This is a genomic window from Pseudomonas sp. KK18 (genome assembly GCF_037094675.1).
GTDB lineage: Bacteria > Pseudomonadota > Gammaproteobacteria > Pseudomonadales > Pseudomonadaceae > Aquipseudomonas.
On record NZ_CP146605.1, the window covers coordinates 2,304,431 to 2,323,550 of the forward strand.

Annotated in this window: 16 protein-coding genes and 4 tRNA genes; 12 read left to right on the forward strand and 8 right to left on the reverse strand. The window is 62.0% G+C overall.

What is annotated here, in order from left to right:
- The first annotated feature begins 82 nt into the window (after positions 1–82).
- A complete protein-coding gene (locus V6607_RS10430; RefSeq protein ID WP_102605764.1) occupies positions 83–982 on the forward strand; it encodes an alpha/beta hydrolase in 900 nt (299 codons plus the stop codon).
- A 33-nt stretch (positions 983–1,015) separates the two neighbouring features.
- Entirely contained in the window at positions 1,016–1,399 is a 384-nt protein-coding gene (locus V6607_RS10435; RefSeq protein WP_134326064.1) for a cytochrome c, read from the forward strand.
- Between the two features lie 115 nt (positions 1,400–1,514).
- Here the strand turns inward: V6607_RS10435 and V6607_RS10440 are convergent, their stop codons facing one another.
- The 3 genes from V6607_RS10440 to V6607_RS10450 are packed head-to-tail and all read right to left on the reverse strand — an operon-like array spanning position 1,515 to position 4,633.
- Complete coding sequence (locus V6607_RS10440; protein ID WP_134326065.1) at positions 1,515–2,726, reverse strand: YeeE/YedE family protein; 1,212 nt, start codon at positions 2,724–2,726, stop codon at positions 1,515–1,517.
- Between the two features lie 22 nt (positions 2,727–2,748).
- On the reverse strand, positions 2,749–3,954 hold the full coding sequence (locus V6607_RS10445) for an arabinose transporter (protein WP_134326066.1): 1,206 nt from the start codon (positions 3,952–3,954) through the stop codon (positions 2,749–2,751).
- A 22-nt stretch (positions 3,955–3,976) separates the two neighbouring features.
- The gene (locus V6607_RS10450; protein ID WP_134326067.1) at positions 3,977–4,633 is read right to left on the reverse strand and encodes an O-methyltransferase; all 657 of its coding nucleotides are present in this window, start codon (positions 4,631–4,633) and stop codon (positions 3,977–3,979) included.
- A 129-nt stretch (positions 4,634–4,762) separates the two neighbouring features.
- On the opposite strand from V6607_RS10450, the gene V6607_RS10455 reads away from it, so the two are divergent.
- Positions 4,763–5,401: a TetR family transcriptional regulator gene (locus V6607_RS10455; RefSeq protein ID WP_102605762.1), complete on the forward strand. Its 639-nt coding sequence runs from the start codon at positions 4,763–4,765 to the stop codon at positions 5,399–5,401.
- 33 nt (positions 5,402–5,434) lie between these two features.
- On the opposite strand, the gene V6607_RS10460 is transcribed toward V6607_RS10455, so the two are convergent.
- Positions 5,435–6,826: an aldehyde dehydrogenase family protein gene (locus V6607_RS10460; RefSeq protein ID WP_134326068.1), complete on the reverse strand. Its 1,392-nt coding sequence runs from the start codon at positions 6,824–6,826 to the stop codon at positions 5,435–5,437.
- A gap of 104 nt (positions 6,827–6,930) precedes the next feature.
- Here V6607_RS10460 and V6607_RS10465 point away from each other — a divergent pair, with 104 nt between their 5' ends.
- Positions 6,931–7,806, forward strand: a complete 876-nt coding sequence (locus tag V6607_RS10465) for a LysR family transcriptional regulator (protein WP_003214475.1) — start codon at positions 6,931–6,933, stop codon at positions 7,804–7,806.
- A 530-nt stretch (positions 7,807–8,336) separates the two neighbouring features.
- Here the strand turns inward: V6607_RS10465 and V6607_RS10470 are convergent.
- Both V6607_RS10470 and V6607_RS10475 read right to left on the reverse strand, forming a co-directional pair.
- Positions 8,337–8,546 carry a hypothetical protein gene (locus V6607_RS10470; RefSeq protein WP_134326069.1) on the reverse strand — a complete coding sequence of 70 codons (210 nt, stop codon included), beginning with the start codon at positions 8,544–8,546 and terminating at the stop codon, positions 8,337–8,339.
- A gap of 310 nt (positions 8,547–8,856) precedes the next feature.
- Positions 8,857–10,053, reverse strand: coding sequence for an amino acid aminotransferase (locus V6607_RS10475; RefSeq protein ID WP_134326070.1), 1,197 nt, complete (start codon positions 10,051–10,053; stop codon positions 8,857–8,859).
- Between the two features lie 343 nt (positions 10,054–10,396).
- Here V6607_RS10475 and uvrB point away from each other — a divergent pair, with 343 nt between their 5' ends.
- On the forward strand, positions 10,397–12,412 hold the full coding sequence (gene uvrB, locus V6607_RS10480; RefSeq protein ID WP_134326071.1) for an excinuclease ABC subunit UvrB: 2,016 nt from the start codon (positions 10,397–10,399) through the stop codon (positions 12,410–12,412).
- A 174-nt stretch (positions 12,413–12,586) separates the two neighbouring features.
- Here the strand turns inward: uvrB and V6607_RS10485 are convergent, their stop codons facing one another.
- Positions 12,587–14,137, reverse strand: coding sequence for an MDR family MFS transporter (locus tag V6607_RS10485; protein WP_102368517.1), 1,551 nt, complete (start codon positions 14,135–14,137; stop codon positions 12,587–12,589).
- The gene (locus V6607_RS10490; protein ID WP_008438770.1) at positions 14,127–15,173 is read right to left on the reverse strand and encodes an HlyD family secretion protein; all 1,047 of its coding nucleotides are present in this window, start codon (positions 15,171–15,173) and stop codon (positions 14,127–14,129) included. The genes V6607_RS10485 and V6607_RS10490 overlap by 11 nt, the downstream gene beginning before the upstream one ends.
- Positions 15,174–15,369: 196 nt before the next feature.
- Here V6607_RS10490 and gltX point away from each other — a divergent pair, with 196 nt between their 5' ends.
- The 7 genes from gltX to V6607_RS10525 all read left to right on the forward strand — a co-directional run bounded on the left by gltX (position 15,370) and on the right by V6607_RS10525 (position 19,097).
- Positions 15,370–16,851, forward strand: coding sequence for a glutamate--tRNA ligase (gltX, locus tag V6607_RS10495; protein WP_003214464.1), 1,482 nt, complete (start codon positions 15,370–15,372; stop codon positions 16,849–16,851).
- A gap of 147 nt (positions 16,852–16,998) precedes the next feature.
- Positions 16,999–17,074, forward strand: a tRNA-Ala gene (locus V6607_RS10500).
- 79 nt (positions 17,075–17,153) lie between these two features.
- Positions 17,154–17,229, forward strand: a tRNA-Glu gene (locus V6607_RS10505).
- Between the two features lie 50 nt (positions 17,230–17,279).
- Positions 17,280–17,355: transfer RNA gene (locus V6607_RS10510), tRNA-Ala, on the forward strand.
- A gap of 80 nt (positions 17,356–17,435) precedes the next feature.
- A tRNA-Glu gene (locus tag V6607_RS10515) sits at positions 17,436–17,511 on the forward strand.
- Positions 17,512–17,695: 184 nt separating this feature from the next.
- Positions 17,696–18,235, forward strand: coding sequence for a TetR/AcrR family transcriptional regulator (locus tag V6607_RS10520; protein WP_003214462.1), 540 nt, complete (start codon positions 17,696–17,698; stop codon positions 18,233–18,235).
- A 28-nt stretch (positions 18,236–18,263) separates the two neighbouring features.
- The gene (locus V6607_RS10525) at positions 18,264–19,097 is read left to right on the forward strand and encodes an alpha/beta fold hydrolase (RefSeq protein ID WP_102368520.1); all 834 of its coding nucleotides are present in this window, start codon (positions 18,264–18,266) and stop codon (positions 19,095–19,097) included.
- The last annotated feature ends 23 nt before the right edge of the window (positions 19,098–19,120 follow it).

The following is a 19,120-nucleotide window of genomic DNA, read 5'->3' on the forward strand; positions in this document are numbered from 1 at the left end:
GAACATCTCTTTCAGAGATAGAGGGAATATCGAATTGGGAACTCACACGCTGTGGCCTGCTGAAGAACATGAACTGGCGCAAATGCAGCGCTTTAACCAGAAGCTCGCCTGGATGCCGCGCTTTCGCATCCGCAACCGCGTGACGCCCCGGGTGATCCAGGCGCTGTTGCGCTCCAGCCAGATGGTGGCCGGCAACAAGTTGCTCAAGCATGGCCTGCAGGCTGAAAGCCGGCGGGTGGGCTCGGTGCCGGTGCGCATCATCCGGCCGAAGGGCAAGGCCAAAGGCGTGGTGCTGGATATCCATGGCGGCGGCTGGGTGATCGGCAATGCGCAGATGAATGACGACCTCAACGTGGCCATGGTGAATGCGTGCGAGGTGGCGGTGGTGTCGGTGGATTACCGGCTGGCGGTGAATACACCGGTCGAAGGGATTCTGGAAGACTGCCTGGCCACGGCGCGCTGGTTGCTCGGGGACTGTGAGGAGTTCGCCGGCCTGCCGGTGATCGTTGTCGGCGAGTCTGCCGGGGGGCACCTGGCGGCGGCCACGCTGCTGGCGCTGAAGCAATCGCCCGAATTGCTGGCGCGGGTGAGCGGGGCGGTGCTGTATTACGGCGTCTACGATTTGACCGGTACACCGAGCGTGCGCACGGCGGGGCGGGAAACGCTGTTGCTGGACGGGCCGGGCATGGTGGAGGCGCTGCGCTTGCTGACGCCGGGCCTGAGTGACGAGCAGCGTCGGCAGCCGCCGTTGTCACCGTTGTATGGCGACCTTGCCGGGCTGCCGCCAGCGCTGATGTTTGTGGGGGAGCTGGACCCGTTGCTGGACGACACGCTGCAGATGGCCGAGCGGTGGGCGGGGTCCGAGGTGTTTTTGTTACCGCAGGCGGCTCATGGGTTTATTCATTTTCCGACGGCGATGTCGGGCCGCGTGCTGGCTTACAGTCGCGATTGGATCACGGGTCGTTTACGCTCGGTTGGTTGATATTGGATTTTTACAACAAGGCCACATGGAAAGATGAAAATAAGAAAGTCGTTCATCGCGTCGCTGGGGATTTTATCGCTGGTTCAAACATCACTGTCCTTTGCGGACAACGCTAACGGGAAAAACATTTATCTGCAGCGCTGCGCCATGTGCCACGGCGCGGATATCAAAGGCACGGGACCCTTGGCGAATAAAAGCAATCCGCCTACGCCTGACCTGACAACGGCTACTTTCAAAAAACGCTTGAGTGATTATCCGGGCGTTATCGTGTCGTCCGTCATTCTTCGTCCAAATGGCGACCTGATTCCCAGAACGTTGCGGGAGAACGGTGTGAAGTTGTCACCGTTCACCTGGAAAGTTCAGGACTTCCGCGATTTGAACGAGTACATGAGCGGAGTGATTTCAAAAAGCCGATGATGCTGCTCGTTCCCACGCTCCGCGTGGGAATGCATCCCGTAACGCTCCGCGTCACCAACAGCGGGACGCAGAGCGTCCCCGGCGGCATTCCCACGCGGAGCGTGGGAACGATCAGTCAGCAACCGCTCAACGCTACCTGCGGACGCTCACCTGCAAAGAAGAACGGCCGCAACCGCACGCCCACGCTGTTGCCGATAAACGCCGCCACCAACCACACCCAGCCATGCAGGCTGCCCGAGGCAATCCCGCTGAAGTACGCGCCGATATTGCAGCCATACGCCAGGCGCGAGCCGTAACCCAGCAGCAGGCCGCCGATCACCGCCGCAAACAGCGAGCGTGCCGGAATCTTCAGGCTTGGAGCGAAACGCCCGGCCAATCCCGCAGCCAACAGCGCACCGAGGATGATGCCGATGTCCATTACGCTGGTAACGTCTTCCCACACCGGCGCCGCCAGGGCCTTGGCATTGCCCGGCATTTGCCAGAACGCCCAGCTGCCTACGTCCACGCCCAACCCGCCGGCAACCTTGGCGCCCCACAGGGCGAACGCCGAAGTGATACCCCATGGCCGCCCGGCCAGTGCCAGGGTGGCGTAGTTGAGCAGGGCCAGGCCAATCGCGCCCCACACCAATGGCCATGGCCCGCGCAGGAAGCGGCGCAGGCCCTGGTGTTCGCTGGTCACGCCGGCTTCGAGTTGCCCGTGACGGCCTTTTTCCAGGCGCACGGTGACTGCCGCGATGATGCCAAATACGGCCAGGCTCAGCAGCAAGGCCGGCACCACGCCGAAGCTTTTGACGATGGAAACCGCCGGGAACGAAGGCAGCGAGAACCACCAGTCGACGTGGTGAGTCGCAATCAACGAACCACAGATAAAGAAGAACAGCGTCACCAGCATGCGCGCGTTACCACCGCCCACAGTGAACAGGGTGCCGGACGCACAACCGCCGCCCAGCTGCATGCCGATGCCGAAAATGAATGCCCCGAACACCACCGAAACCCCGGCCGGTGCCACCAGCCCGACCACGGGCTGGCCGAACAGGGTGCCGGCCCCCAGCGCGGGGAAGAACAGCACCACGGCAATCGCCAGCATCACCATCTGCGCACGCAAGCCCGCGCCACGCCGGTCGGTGATGAACACTCGCCAGGCCGAGGTGAAGCCGAAAGCGGCGTGGTACAGCGTCAAACCCAGTGCGGCGCCGACCACCAGCAACAGCACCTGGCGCGAGCCGACGCTGTTTTGCAGGAAGACGGCGCCGAACAGCAGGATGGCAAACGCCAGCAGGGGCGCGAGCGGCTTGCGCGCAGGGGTTGTAGAGAGGGAAAGGCTCATCGGGTATCTCGGGTGATGTGGGTTAAGGGCGAGGTGGCGAAGTATAAACCTCGCGCTCTGCCACTGGCGCCTTGAAAAGCAACGCCAGCGCCACGATCACCGACAGCGCCACGGCCACCGCGCCCGCCAGGTACACCGATGCCACTCCGGCCACGCCGGCCAAGGCGCCGATCAGCGGGGTGCTGACCCCCAGCGAAATATCCAGGAACGCCACATACGCACCCATCGCCAGGCTGCGGGATTGGGGCGGCGCGCGCTTTATCGCCTCCACCCCAAAGCCGGGAAACGCCAGGGAGTAGCCGAAACCGGTCAGCGCCGCGCCCAGGTAGGCGGTCAAGGCGCTGTCCGCGCCCCAGATCAACAGCTGACCGGCGGCTTCGATTATCACGCACACCAGCGCGACCTTGGCACCGCCGATCTTGTCGGGCAGGTGCCCAAAGAAAATCCGCGCGCCGATAAACGCCAGGCCAAAGGCGGTAAACGCCAATGACGCATTGCCCCAGGCCTTGGTGGCAAACAGCAGCGCGATAAACGCGGTAATCACGCCAAACCCGACGCTTGCAAAGGCCAGGCCCAACCCCGGTACCCACACCGAGCGCAGCACCTTGAAAAACGAGGTGCGCCGCTGGCTGGTGGGCGCAACGCCTTGCGCTCCGGCGACGATGGCCAGTGCCAGCAGCGGAATCACCATGGTCCCGACGGCGATCCCGCTGAAACCCCACTGGCTATTCACCGCCACCCCGAGGGGCGCGCCCAGGGCAAACGCGGCGTAGATTGCGATGCCGATCCAGGCCATGACCTTGCCGGTATTTTGCGGCCCCACCAACCCGACACCCCAGCCCATCGAGCCGGTCACGATCAGGCTTTCCCCCAGCGCCAGCACCACGCGCCCGGCGAGCAACACCCACACCGAGACCACCGGCGACGCCACAAACGCCAGGGACGCGAGGTAGATCAAGCCGGAGCTGGCCGCCACCAGCATGCCCGCGAGCATGGCGCGCTTGGGGCCGCGCATATCGGCAAAATTGCCGGCCCAGGACCGCGACAACAGTGCCCCGGCAAACTGCGCACCGATCACCACGCCCACCACCAGCGTGTCCATGCCCAAGGTGTTGTGCAGGTGCAGCGGCAGCACCGGCAGTTGCATGCCGATGATCAGGAACCCGACAAACACCGCCAGGGTGATGGGCAGTAATTTCAGTACCACTGGGCTTACCAATCCAGACATGAGTTGAATCCTCTGACGGGCATCAGCCCAGGCGAACGGAAAGCTCGACGTCGTCACCGATCGGCACCGACAGGTAGCCGTTTGCTGGCGAACGCACCCGGGCCAGGTAGTCGGGGCAGTAGTCGGTGTTGTCGGCAATGATCAACGCGCCGGGCTTGAGGCGGCTTTCCACCAGGTTCAGCACGTCGCCATACAGCGCCTTGGCGCCGTCGAGCAGCAGCAGGTCGACGCTGTCGGGCAGGCCGTTGGCCAGGGTAACCAGGGCATCGCCTTGGCGGATCTCCACGAGGTCGCTCACGCCGCCTTGCTCCAGGTGTTGCCGGGCGAGAGCGATCTTCGAGGGCTCGAACTCGCTGCTGATCAGCGTGCCGCCGCCGTTGTCCCGCAGGGCGGCCGCCAGGTGCAGGGTGGACAGGCCGAACGAAGTACCGAACTCGACGATGGCCTGCGCTTTGCTGCTGCGTGCGAGCATGTACAGCAGGGTGCCGGTGTCGCGGGAGACGGGCAACCACAGGTCTTTCAGCATGCCGTAGAGTGCCAGGTAGTCGGTCTTGCTGCGCATCAGGCGGTCGCGTTCTTCGTGGGTCACTGTGTTGATGACGGGGCTGGTGGCGGCATCGGCCTGTGTGTACAACCGTTCAATCAGGGCCGCCATCGGGGCCGAGGTAAGCGTATTCATGGGGATGTCCTGCTGCAGGTTGAGCGCCGTGAGGCGCCGGGCTAGTATGCGAATGATTCGTCGCATTTAAAGTATGCGAACAATTCGTCACATTCGCTATTCGCATTCCAACGGCAGCAGGAAGGCCCCATGACCGATCGCCAGACCTCGCAGATTTCCTCACGCAAAGAGCCCAAACAGGCGCGATCCACCGGGTTGGTGACGGCCATTCTCGAAGCGGCTATTCAGGTTTTGGCCAAGGAAGGCGCCAGCCGTTTCACCACCGCCCGTGTCGCGGAAAAGGCCGGTGTCAGCGTGGGGTCGGTGTACCAGTACTTTCCCAACAAGGCGGCCATCCTGTTTCGGCTGCAGACGGATGAGTGGCAGCAAACCTCGCAGATGCTCAGCCGCATTCTGCAGGACGTAAGCCAGCCGGCCCTTGAGCGGTTGCGGGCGTTGGTGCATGCGTTTATTCGTTCGGAATGTGAGGAGGCGCAGATGCGCGTCGCCCTGAGCGACGCCGCGCCGCTGTACCGTGATGCGCCCGAAGCCCATGAGGTTCGCGCAGAAGGGCAACAGATTTTCCAGGCGTTCATGCTGGAACTGCTGCCGCAGGTGCCTGAAGCCACCCGTGCCCTGGCCTGCGATTTGATCGCCACCACCTTCAGTTCAGTGGCAAAGGAATTCTCGGGAAGCCCGCGCACCGAGGCGCAAATCACCGCCTATGCGGACGCCATGGCGGATATGTTCGGTGCGTACGTGACGGTGCTGAACCAGACAACACGATGACCCGCAGGGCGGGCCATCGTTTGCAGCGCTTGCTTAGCGGCGGTTCAGCCACACGGTCTGCGCGTTGCAGAATTCCCGCACACCGAAGTGCGACAACTCCCGTCCAAAGCCGCTCTTTTTCACACCACCAAACGAGACCCGGGGATCGGACACGCTGTAGGCGTTGATAAAGATCCCGCCGGTTTCCAGTTGGTTGGCGATGCTGCGTGCCTTCTCTGGGTCGGTGGTGAACACACTGGCGGTCAGGCCGAACTCACTGTCGTTGGCCAGGGCCACGGCGTGGTCCGCATCGCGGGCGGTGATGATGGAGGCGACCGGCCCGAACAGTTCCTGTTTGAACGAGGTCATCTGGTCGGTGACGTTGGCCAGCACGGTGGGGGCGTAGTAGTTGCCCGCGCCTTCGACTTTGTTGCCGCCCAGCAGAAGGGTGGCGCCTTCGGCCAGGGTGGCCTGGACCTGGCCGTCGAGTTCGTCCCGCAGGTCGAAGCGGGCCATCGGCCCGATGTAGGTCTCGGTGGCGGTCGGGTCGCCCATCACCAGGTTGCGGCTGGCTTCGAGGAATTTGGCGGTGAAGGCTTCCACCACGCCTTCTTCGATGATCAGGCGCTTGGCGGCGGCGCACACTTGGCCGGAGTTCTGGAAACGGCCGATCAGGGCGGCTTGCACGGCTTCGTCGAGGTTTGCGTCGTTGAGCACAATGAACGGGTCGGAGCCGCCCAGCTCCAGTACGCATTTTTTCAGCGCGGCCCCGGCCTGGGAACCGATGGCCATGCCGGCGCGCACGCTGCCGGTGAGGGTCACGGCGGCGATGCGCGGGTCGGCGATGGCTTTGGACACGCCGTCCTTGGTGACGTTGATCACTTCGAACAGGCCATCGGCAAAGCCGGCGCGCTGGAAGGCTTGTTTCATCAGGTACGCGCTGCCCATTACGTTAGGCGCGTGCTTGAGCACGTAGGTGTTGCCGCTGAGCATGGTTGGCACCGCGCCGCGCAGCACTTGCCACACCGGGAAGTTCCACGGCATTACAGCGAGGATCGGGCCCAGCGGGCGGTATTCGATCTGGGCGGTGCCGTTGTCCACCAGGGTGGCTTCCGGGGCCAGCATGGCTGGGCCGTGGGCGGCGTACCACTCAGCGAGTTGCGCGCATTTTTCGATTTCGCCACGGGCCTGGGCGATGGGTTTGCCCATTTCCAGGGTGATCATCTGGGCCATTTCTTCGGCCTGGTCGCGCAGGGTGCTGGCCAGGGCCAGCAGTAGTTCGGCGCGCTGGGCGACGGGGGTATTGCGCCCGTTGCGGAAGGCGTTGATCGAGCGGGTGAGGGCGGCATCCAGCTGCGCCTCGGTTTCGTACGGGTAGCTGGCGACCGTTTCACCATTGGCGGGGTTAATCGACAACGCGTGGGTCTGGGAGGAAATGGAGTTCATGGCACCGTCCTGCGCAGTGAATGGGATGGAGGCCAGCGTACGGGGCTGTATCTTTTTCGGAAACTGAATAATATTAAGCAATACGTTCACGTTTGGAGAATGACTTGGATCTGGTCCAGCTGGAAATTTTCAAAGCCGTTGCCGAGCAAGGCAGCATCAGCGCTGCCGCGCAGCTGATCCATCGGGTGCCGTCGAACCTGACCACGCGGATCAAGCAATTGGAGCAGGACCTGGGCGTGGACTTGTTTATTCGCGAGAAGAGCCGGCTGCGGTTATCGCCGGCCGGGTGGAATTTCCTCGGGTATGCGCGGCGCATTCTCGACCTGGTGCAAGAGGCCCGGGCGACGGTGGCGGGGGAGGAGCCCCAGGGCGCGTTTGCGTTGGGCTCGCTGGAGAGTACGGCGGCGGTGCGCATCCCGGCATTGCTCGCGGCGTATAACCAGAAGCACGCCAAGGTTGAGCTGGACCTGACCACCGGGCCGTCCGGCACGATGATCGAGGGCGTGTTGTCGGGGCGGCTGGCAGCGGCGTTTGTCGATGGGCCGGTGTTGCACGCGACGCTGGAGGGCGTGGCGGTGTTCGAGGAGGAGATGGTGGTGATTGCGCCGTTGCATCACGCGCCGATCACCCGGGGGCGGGATGTGAGCGGGGAGAGCATCTACACGTTTCGTTCGAACTGTTCGTACCGGCATCACTTCGAGCGCTGGTTTTCACAGGATGGCGCGGTGCCGGGGAAGATCTTTGAGATGGAGTCCTACCACGGGATGCTCGCGTGTGTGAGTGCCGGTGCCGGGTTGGCGCTGATGCCGCGGAGCATGCTGGAGAGCATGCCGGGGTTTACGGCGGTGAGTGTGTGGCCGCTGACCGATACGTTCCGGATTCTGAATACCTGGCTGATCTGGCGCCGGGGTACGGTGTCGCAGAGTCTGAACAGTTTTGTGCAGTTGCTGGAAGAGCGTGGCCTGGCCCTGGCATCGTAGCCGTAGCAGCTGTCGAGCCCCGGCGAGGCTGCGATGGCGTCGGCACAGTCGACATTGATGGTGCCTGACCCACCGCTATCGCGGCCTCGCTAAAGCTCGACGGCTCCCACATTTGGTCTTTGTCAGCCGCCAAATTGCAGGGGGACTGCTTGGATCGAGTTGAACCAGCCACACGAGCGCGGACTGAAGGCGGGAGTAGATCCCCTGTGGGAGCTGTCGAGCTTCAGCGAGGCTGCGAAGGCGTCGGCACAGTCGATATTGATGGTGCCTGACCCACCGCAATCGCGGCCTCGCTAAAGCTCGACGGCTCCCACATTTGGTCTTTGTCAGCCGCCAAATTGCAGGGGGACTGCTTGGATCGAGTTGAACCAGCCACACGAGCGCGGACTGAAGGCGGGAGTAGACCCCCTGTGGGAGCTGTCGAGCTTCAGCGAGGCTGCGATGGCGTCGGCACAGTCGATATTGAGGGTGCCTGACCCACCGCTATCGCGGCCTCGCTAAAGCTCGACGGCCCCCACATTTGATCTTTGTCAGCCGCCGAACTGGAAGGTGCCCATGGCCAGCTTGGCCATCAGGGCGCCGGCGCCCAGTTGCACCAGCCACAAGGCCAAACCGCCTAGGAATACGCCGAGGGCGATTTGCAGCACCAGGCTTTTCTGGCGCTTGGCGGGTGGTGGGCGCGGGGTGAAGTGGTCCAGTTCGTCGCGGTCGGCACGCAGGTCCAGGTCGTCGTTTCTCATAGGATACTCAAGGGGAAGGGACTGTCTTGCTGTCAGTCTAGGGGCAGCGGACTGAAAGCAGCGAATTTTTAGGGGCTGAACACCCGCTCTTGAAGGCAAACCACCCACCCTGTGGCGAGGGAGCTTGCTCCCGCTGGGCTGCGCAGCAGCCCCAATTCAGGCACCGCATTCATTCATAAAGTTCACGGTGGCAGGTTTTGGGGCCGCTTCGCATCCCAGCGGGAGCAAGCTCCCTCGCCACAGGGGGCGCGGTTTTCAGAATGAAAAAGGGGAAGCCATTGGCTTCCCCTTTTTTTGCATCACAACAGGCTTACAGCACCTGAACGATGGCCTTGGTCACTGCATCAATGTTTTTCTGGTTCAACGCCGCCACACAGATACGGCCGGTATCCAGCGCGTAGATACCAAACTCGTTGCGCAGGCGTGTCACTTGTTCAACGCTCAGGCCGGAGTAGGAGAACATCCCGCGCTGGCGACCGACGAAGCTGAAGTCGTGGCCCGGAGCAGCCTTGGCCAGGTCAGCCACCATCTGCTCGCGCATGCCGCGAATGCGCAGGCGCATTTCCGCCAGTTCCGCTTCCCACTGGGCGCGCAGCTCAGGGTTGTTCAGCACCGCCGCCACGATCGCCGCGCCGTGGGTCGGCGGGTTGGAGTAGTTGGTGCGGATCACACGCTTGACCTGGGACAGGATGCGCGCGCTTTCTTCCTTGGAGTCGGTGACGATGGACAGGGCGCCCACGCGCTCGCCGTACAGCGAGAACGACTTGGAGAACGAGCTGGACACAAAGAAAGTCAGGCCCGACTCGGCGAACAGGCGCACCGCAGCGGCGTCTTCGTCGATGCCGTCGCCAAAGCCCTGGTAGGCCATGTCGAGGAACGGCACGAGGTTTTTCGCCTTGACCACGTCCAGCACTTGTTGCCAGTCGGCCGGACTCAGGTCGACGCCGGTCGGGTTGTGGCAGCAGGCGTGCAGCACGACGATGGACTGTGGCGGCAGGGCGTTGAGGTCTTCCAGCAGGCCGGCGCGGTTTACGTCGTGGGTGGCGGCGTCGTAGTAACGATAGGTCTGCACCGGGAAGCCGGCTTTTTCGAACAGCGCCTGGTGGTTTTCCCAGCTCGGGTCGCTGATGGCGACGACGGCGTTGGGCAGCAGTTGCTTGAGGAAGTCAGCGCCGATTTTCAGGGCGCCGGTGCCGCCGACCGCTTGGGCGGTGATGACGCGGCCGGAGCTGATCAGCGGCGATTGCTCGCCGAACAGCAGCTTTTGCACGGCCTGGTCGTAGGCGACAATACCGTCGATCGGCAAGTAGCCACGAGCGGCGTGTTGCGCCACGCGAATGGCTTCCGCTTCGGCAACGGCACGCAAGAGTGGAATCTTCCCCTCCTCGTTGCAGTAAACGCCCACGCCAAGGTTCACCTTGGTGGTTCGGGTATCGGCGTTGAATGCTTCGTTGAGGCCCAGGATTGGATCGCGTGGTGCCATTTCGACAGCGGAGAACAGGCTCATTTTTGCGGCAGCTCTATAGAGAGTGGAGGGACGTGTCGCGCTCCAGCCGAATGCACTAGAGCGGTGCACAAACGGGGAGCTAGTATAGAGGCCATCACTGCTCACGGCGACAGCCGAAACGGCTTTTCGGCCAAGTTTTTCGGTTTATTTACCGACCGTTAGTCTTATTGCAACATGGGTGACCAACGGCATGTAGGACGATTGCCTTGAAACCCGTCACATTCGCCTCCACTTCTACAGCTATCATGGTTTTTTCCTGCAACCTGCGCCGAACAGTCGCGGGTCGCGGTCTTTTTCGTCCCCGTTGCTTTTTCCGGCCCCGGGGTGACTCAAGAGGTACGTTATGTCGGATTTCCAGCTAGTCACCCGCTTCGAGCCTGCCGGCGATCAACCGGAAGCCATCCGCCTGATGGTCGAAGGCATTGAGGCCGGCCTCGCGCACCAGACCTTGCTCGGGGTGACCGGCTCCGGCAAGACTTTCAGCATCGCCAACGTGATCGCCCAGGTGAACCGCCCGACCCTGGTGCTGGCGCCGAACAAGACCCTGGCCGCGCAGTTGTATGGCGAGTTCAAGGCGTTCTTCCCGAGCAACGCGGTGGAGTACTTCGTTTCCTACTACGACTACTACCAGCCGGAAGCCTACGTGCCGTCGTCCGACACCTTTATCGAGAAAGACGCCTCGATCAACGACCACATCGAGCAGATGCGGCTCTCGGCGACTAAGGCGCTGCTGGAACGCAAGGACGCGATCATCGTCACCACGGTGTCGTGCATCTATGGCTTGGGCAGCCCGGAAACCTATTTGAAGATGGTGCTGCACGTCGACCGCGGCGACAAACTCGACCAGCGCGAACTGTTGCGTCGCCTGACGAGCCTGCAATACACCCGCAACGACATAGACTTCGCCCGGGCGAGCTTCCGCGTGCGCGGCGATGTGATCGACATCTACCCGGCGGAATCCGACCTGGAAGCGATCCGCATCGAGCTGTTCGACGATGAAGTCGAGAGCCTGTCGGCCTTCGACCCTTTGACCGGCGAGGTGATCCGCAAGCTGCCGCGCTTCACCTTCTACCCGAAAAGCCACTACGTGACCCCGCGCGAAACCCTGATGGGCGCCATCGAGGGCATCAAGGCTGAGCTGGTGGAGCGCCTGGAATACCTGCGTTCCAACAACAAGCTGGTGGAAGCCCAGCGCCTGGAACAGCGCACCCGCTTCGACCTGGAGATGATCCTAGAACTGGGCTACTGCAACGGCATCGAAAACTACTCGCGCTACCTCTCGGGCCGCGAGTCCGGGCAGGCGCCACCTACCTTGTTCGATTACCTGCCGGACGATGCCTTGCTGGTGATCGACGAGTCCCACGTCAGCGTGCCGCAGGTGGGCGCGATGTACAAAGGTGACCGTTCCCGTAAAGAGACCCTGGTGGAATACGGCTTCCGCCTGCCATCGGCGCTGGATAACCGGCCGATGCGTTTTGACGAGTTCGAAGGCATCAGCCCGCAGACGATTTTTGTCTCGGCCACGCCGGGTAACTACGAGGCCGAACATGCCGGGCGTGTGATTGAGCAACTGGTGCGCCCGACCGGCCTGGTGGACCCGCAAATCGAAATCCGCCCGGCGCTGACCCAGGTGGATGACTTGCTCTCGGAGATCACCAAGCGCGTGGCCCTGGAGGAGCGGGTGCTGGTCACCACGCTGACCAAGCGCATGTCCGAAGACTTGACCGATTACCTGGCCGACCACGGCGTGCGCGTGCGCTATTTGCACTCGGACATCGACACCGTGGAGCGCGTGGAAATCATCCGCGACCTGCGCCTGGGGGCGTTCGATGTGCTGGTGGGGATCAACCTGCTGCGTGAAGGCCTGGATATGCCGGAAGTGTCCCTGGTGGCGATTCTGGATGCGGACAAGGAAGGCTTCCTGCGGTCTGAGCGTTCGTTGATCCAGACCATTGGCCGGGCGGCGCGCAACCTGAATGGCCGGGCGATTCTGTATGCGGACCGGATCACCGGTTCCATGGAACGGGCGATTGGCGAGACCGAGCGTCGTCGCGACAAGCAGATTGCCTACAACCTGGAACATGGCATCACGCCGAAGGGTGTGTTCAAGGACGTCGCCGACATCATGGAAGGCGCAACGGTGCCGGGCTCGCGCAGCAAGAAGCGCAAGGGCATGGCCAAGGCTGCGGAGGAGAATGCCAAGTACGAAGCGGAATTGCGTTCGCCGAGCGAGATCACCAAGCGTATTCGTCAGTTGGAAGAGAAGATGTACCAGCTGGCGCGGGATCTGGAGTTTGAAGCGGCGGCGCAGATGCGCGATGAGATCGGCAAGTTGCGGGAGCGGTTGCTGGCTGTGTGATGATCGTTCCCACGCTCTGCGTGGGAAAGCAGCCCGGGACGCTCTGCGTCCCAAGAGCGGACGCGGAGCGTCCAGTGAGGCATTCCCACGCAGAGCGTGGGAACGATCTTCAAGCTCTTTGTGGCGAGGGAGCAAGCTCCCTCGCCACAACAAGCTCCCTCGCCACAGGTTATTTCAGTGAGCTTCCCCAGCCTTAAGCCCCGCCGGCAACGCCTTGGTCAACAAGATCGCCACCATGCTGATCCCCAACGCCAACCCTACAAAATGGAACGCATCGTTGTAAGCCATGATCTGCGCCTGCTGATGCGCTATCTCACTCAACTTGCCCAACGCCGCCGTCTCACTCCCAAACGTCTCCGTCAGCCTGGCCATGCGCTCTGCCACCTGTGGATTGGTCGGCACAATCGCCTCACGCAGGTAATCAAAGTAGGTCTTGGTGCGCGCATCCAGCAGCGTCGCCAGCAACGCAATCCCGATCGCCCCGCCCAGGTTTCGCAAAATATTGAACAGGCTCGACGCCGACCCCGCGTCCTTCTGCATGATGTATGCCGTGGCAATCAACGAAATTGTCACCATGATCAACGGCTGCCCCAACGCACGGATGATCTGGATGCGGTTGAACTGGTCGCCGGCAAAGTCCGGGTTCAGCACCCCCGATGAAAAACTCGCCAACCCGAACAGCCCGAACCCCAGGGTGCACAGCCATTTGGGCGACACGTACTTCATCAGCTTGGGCACCAGCGGAATCAAAAACAGCTGCGGAACCCCCATCCACATGATCACTTCGCCGATTTGCAGGGCGTTGTAGTTCTGGATCTGCGCCAGGTACAGCGGCAGCAGATAAATCGAGCCATACAACCCCACGCCCATCCCCAGGCTCGAAATACTCGATAGCCCGAAATTGCGATTGCCGAGGATGCGCAGGTTGATCAGCGGGTTGGGCTTGGACATCTGCACGATCACAAAGGTGATCAAGCTCAACAGGGCGACGGTGCCCAGGCTGACAATCAGGCTGGATTCCAGCCAATCCTTGCGATGGCCTTCTTCCAGAAACACCTGCAAACACCCAAGGCCTACGGCCATGGTAAGGATGCCGAGATAGTCGGTGCTTTTGAGCAGGTCCCAGTTGGAGTCCTTTTTCTCCAGGCCGTACAGCAGCCCGGCGATCATGATCAGGCCCGGTGGGATGTTGATGTAGAAGATGTATTCCCAACCCCAGTTTTCCGTGAGCCAGCCGCCAATGGTCGGTCCGATGGACGGGGCGAAGGTGGCGGTCATGGCGAACATGGCCATGCCTTTGGCGCGGTGATGTTCGGGCAGCTTGATCAGCGTGAGGGTGAACGCCAGGGGGATCAGCGCGCCGCCGGTAAAGCCCTGCAGCGCGCGGAATACGATCATGCTTTCCAGGCTCCAGGCCATGGAGCACATCAGCGAGGCGATCAGGAACCCGCCCGAGACCCACACCGCCAGCCGACGCGCCGACAGCAGCTGCACCAGCCAGGCGGTGAGGGGGATCATGATGATTTCGGCCACAAGGTAGGAGGTGGAAATCCACGAACCTTCTTCCAGGGTGGCCGACAGCGCGCCCTGGATGTCCTTGAGGGACGAGTTGGTGATCTGGATGTCGAGCACTGCCATGAAGGCGCCGAGCATCACGCTCATGACCGCGATCCAGTCGCGCCGGCTCGGTTCGCCTACCGGCGGCAGCAGTTGATCACCGGCCATCGTGCGGGTCTTGGATGTTCACTTTGACCGTCACCGACATGCCCGGGCGGATTTTGCCCTGCAGCGGGTTGTCGGTGGCGAAGGTCAGTTTGACCGGAATCCGTTGTACGACTTTGGTGAAGTTGCCCGTGGCATTGTCCGGCGGCAGCAGGCTGAATTGCGCGCCGGAAGCGCCGAACAGGTTGGCCACGCGGCCTTCGATTGGAGTATCGCTGTAGGCGTCGAATGTCAGCTCGGCTTTTTGCCCAGGCTGCATATGGCCGATCTGGGTTTCCTTGAAGTTGGCCTGCACCCAGATGTCCTGGTCCGGGACGATCGACAGCAGGTAGGCGCCGGCCTGTACGTATTGACCGTTGCGCGCGGCACGCTGGCCGATCAGGCCGCTGATGGGCGCGTGGATTTCGCTGCGGGTCAGGTTCAGTTCGGCCTGGGCCAGGTCAGTCCTGGCGTTGGCGATCATCGCGTCGAGGCGCTTGATCTCGGCGTTCAGGGCGTTGACCTGCTGGCGCTGGCCCTGCAGGTCGGCCTGGGCCATGGTCACCTGGGAGCGGGCGATGTGGTTGTCGGCGTCGAGGGTGGTGACCCGTTCTTCGGAGACATAGCCGGGTTTGCGCAGGGTTTGTGCGCGGTTCAGGTCGATCTGCGAGCGGCCGAGGGTGGCCTGGCTGGACGAGACCTTGGCTGCACCGGCGGCGATCAGGCTGGCTTGCTGGGTCAGTTTGCTCTGGGCCTGCACGCGCTCGGCTTCGCGCATGGCCAGGGCGGCGTTGGCGCGGTCGACGGCGAGGTGGAAGTCGTCGCCTTCGAGCTTGACCAGCAGTTGGCCTTTTTCCACGTGCTCGTTGTCGCCCACCAGCACCTCGACGATGCGCGCACCCAGTTGGCTGGAGACCCGGGTGATCTCGCCCTGGACGTAGGCGTTGTCGGTGCTTTCATAAAAACGGCCCTTGAAGAACCACTGAGCGAAAAAGCCCCCGGCGATCAGGACCACGATAAACAGGAAGATAAACAGGCGGCGTTTGAGCGGGGCAGGCATGGCAATAATGTCGTCGACAAAAGGTAATGGAATATAGCCAGCGAACGGTCTGGCAAATAGCCATGTCGAGACTTGAGACCGGAGCTTGTCTCATATGCCCTTTGTTCGCCTCCCCACGCTGGAGCCCAAGGGCTTGGGGCTGTTACCATTCGCCCCTTGTTTCATTTTCAGTTTTATCGCCAATTCGAGACCCGCCATGACCACCGTCCGCACGCGCATCGCGCCATCGCCTACTGGGGATCCCCACGTAGGTACTGCTTACATCGCCTTGTTCAACTACTGCTTTGCCAAGCAGCATGGCGGTGAATTCATCCTGCGGATCGAAGACACCGATCAACTGCGCTCCACGCGCGAGTCGGAACAGCAGATTTTCGATGCGCTGCGCTGGTTGGGCATTACCTGGGCCGAAGGCCCGGACGTCGGCGGCCCCCACGGCCCGTATCGCCAGAGCGAGCGCAGCGACATCTACAAGCAGTACACCCAGCAACTGGTCGACATGGGCCACGCCTTCCCGTGCTTCTGCACCGCCGAAGAGCTGGACCAGATGCGTGCCGAGCAACAGGCCCGTGGTGAAACCCCGCGCTATGACGGCCGCGCACTGCTGCTGTCGAAGGAAGAAGTGGCCCGGCGCCTGGCTGCCGGCGAGCCGCACGTTATCCGCATGAAGGTGCCGAGCGAAGGCGTGTGCGTGGTGCCGGACATGCTGCGCGGTGACGTCGAGATCCCGTGGGACCGCATGGACATGCAAGTGCTGATGAAGACCGACGGCCTGCCGACGTACTTCCTGGCCAACGTGGTGGACGACCACCTGATGGGCATCACCCACGTACTGCGTGGCGAAGAGTGGCTGCCATCGGCGCCGAAACTGATCCTGCTGTACGAGTACTTCGGCTGGGAACAACCGCAGCTGTGCTACATGCCGCTGCTGCGTAACCCGGACAAGAGCAAGTTGTCCAAGCGCAAGAACCCGACCTCGGTGACCTTCTACGAGCGCATGGGCTTCATGCCCGAAGCGATGCTCAACTACCTGGGCCGCATGGGCTGGTCGATGCCGGACGAGCGCGAGAAGTTCTCGTTGCAGGAAATGGTCGATAACTTCGACCTGTCCCGTGTGTCCCTGGGTGGGCCGATCTTCGACATCGAGAAACTCTCGTGGCTCAACGGCCAGTGGCTGCGTGACCTGCCGGTGGAAGAGTTCGCCAGCCGCGTGCAGCAGTGGGCGTTGAACCCCGAGTACATGATGAAGATCGCGCCGCTGGTGCAGGGCAGGGTGGAGACCTTCAGCCAGGTCGCACCGTTGGCGAGTTTCTTCTTTGCCGGTGGCGTGAACCCGGACGTGAAGCTGTTTGAGTCGAAGAAACTCTCGGGTGACCAGGTTCGCCAGTTGATGCAGTTGATCCTGTGGAAGCTCGAAAGCCTGCGCCAGTGGGAGAAGGATGCGATTACCGCGACTATCCAGGCGGTGGTTGAATCCCTGGAACTGAAATTGCGCGATGCGATGCCGCTGATGTTTGCCGCGATCACCGGGCAGGCGAGTTCGGTGTCGGTGCTCGATGCGATGGAAATTCTGGGCCCGGACCTGACTCGCTTCCGTCTGCGCCAAGCCCTTGATTTGCTTGGTGGTGTGTCGAAGAAAGAAAACAAGGAATGGGAAAAGCTGCTGGGCGCTATCGCTTAAGCACGCTGTTGTAACGGCCAAACCCCGGTTTTCCGGGGTTTGCTCGGTAAGTGATTGTTATCTCGGCAAAAAATTTTGAAAATTGTTGAAAATAAATTTGACACGTTTCGAATACGCCATTAAGATTTGCCCCGTCCTCACCGACGAGGGGCTATAGCTCAGCTGGGAGAGCGCTTGCATGGCATGCAAGAGGTCAACGGTTCGATCCCGTTTAGCTCCACCAATTTACAGGTTCAAGGTCTGGCCACACCGTCCTTGAATTCGATCAGACTCAGCCTGATCACGTTGTATAGAAGGTTTGTGTCCCCTTCGTCTAGTGGCCTAGGACACCGCCCTTTCACGGCGGTAACAGGGGTTCGAGTCCCCTAGGGGACGCCAGTTTCAACAAGCAGTTCGAAAGGTCTGCTGCGCCGCGAGGCGAAAAATCCGGGGCTATAGCTCAGCTGGGAGAGCGCTTGCATGGCATGCAAGAGGTCAACGGTTCGATCCCGTTTAGCTCCACCAATTTACAGGTTCAAGGTCCGGCCACACCGTCCTTGAATTCGATCAGTCCTCAGCGCTGATCAGTTGTACAGAAGGTTTGTGTCCCCTTCGTCTAGTGGCCTAGGACACCGCCCTTTCACGGCGGTAACAGGGGTTCGAGTCCCCTAGGGGACGCCACGATTACCCGCTCTGCGGGATTTTTAAGGGTCATTCAATTATTGAATGGCCCTTTTGTTTGTCTGGCGTTTAGCCAATCCTCCTTCCTTTTTCCCTGAATGTTCTTCTGACCAATGGTCATGCCTGTGGCTTGCGAAATATTATTATGGTAATAATATTCGAAGCATGAGATTCGGAGGCAACGATGAACGATAAAAAAGCGCAAACCCGCGAACGCATTCTGCAAGCTGCCGGCGCCGCCCTGGTACAACGCGGCCCGGCCGAGCCGAGTGTGGGCGAAGTCATGGGCGCGGCGGGGCTTACCGTCGGCGGTTTCTACGCGCACTTTGAAAGCAAGGACGCACTGATGCTGGAGGCCTTCACCGAGTTGCTGGCCCGGCGTCGCGCCGCCGTCGATGACATGGACTCCTCGCTGACCGGTGAAGAGCGTCGCGCGCTGGTCGCAGCGTTCTACCTGTCGCGTAAACACCGTGACTCCACCAGCCAGGCGTGCCCGATCCCGTCCACCGTGGGCGAGATGAGCCGCCTGCCGGACGAATTTCGCCAGGCCTTGAACGAACACTGCGAACTGATGGCGGCACAGCTGGCCGCCAGTCCGGAAGACACCGACAAGGCCCTGGCCGACATGGCACTGATGATCGGTGGCTTGTCGCTGGCCCGCGCCCTGGGCCCGGGTGAGTTATCGGATCGTGTATTGCGTGCGGCCAAGTCCGCAGTGCGTTAAGAACGGCTTCTGGCCTGAGGGATGAGCGATGGGCACGTTGAAATGGATTCGTGGCGTCAATGGCACCTTGGGCCGGCTGGCGCCGCAAACGGTGGCCAGCAAGATGCGTCGGGTGTTCATGACGCCTCGCGATTTGCCGCCACGTGACTGGGAGCTGCCGCTGCTGGCGCAGTCCGAGCGCATCACTTTGCGTTTCGGCCTGTCGGCGCTGAAGTGGGGCCAGGGCCCTGCGGTGCTGTTGATGCACGGCTGGGAAGGGCGCCCGACGCAATTCGCCAGCCTGATCAGCGCATTGGTGGACGCGGGTTATTCGGTGGTTGCGCTGGACGGCCCGGCCCACGGGCGTTCGCCGGGGCGCGAAGCCCATGTGCTGCTGTTTGCCCGTGCCATGCTGGAAGCGGCTGCCGAACTGCCACCGCTGCATGCGGTTGTCGGTCACTCCATGGGTGGGGCCAGCGCGATGTTGGCGGTGCAGTTGGGCTTGCGCACCAAGGCGTTGGTCAGCATCGCCGCACCCTCGCGGTTTCTCGACGTGCTGCGCGGTTTTGCCGGCATGGTCGGTTTGCCGGCGCGAGCGCGTTCGGCGTTTATCCAGGAGGTCGAGCTGACGATGGGCATGCCTCTCAAGCACCTCGATGTCGCCCACTATCAAATGAATATCCCGGGCCTGATCGTGCATGCCGAAGACGATACCTTCGTCTCGGTCAAGGCTTGCCAGGTCATCCATGACGCCTGGTTCGACAGCCGCCTGCTGCGCCTGGAGCAGGGCGGGCACCAGAAAGTGCTGGCAGATCCTCGCGTGATCGAAGGCGTCCTGGCGCTGCTCGCCGGCCGCCACGTGCCGGAGCGCCAAACCGCCTGAACCATGGGTTACACTGCTCGCCG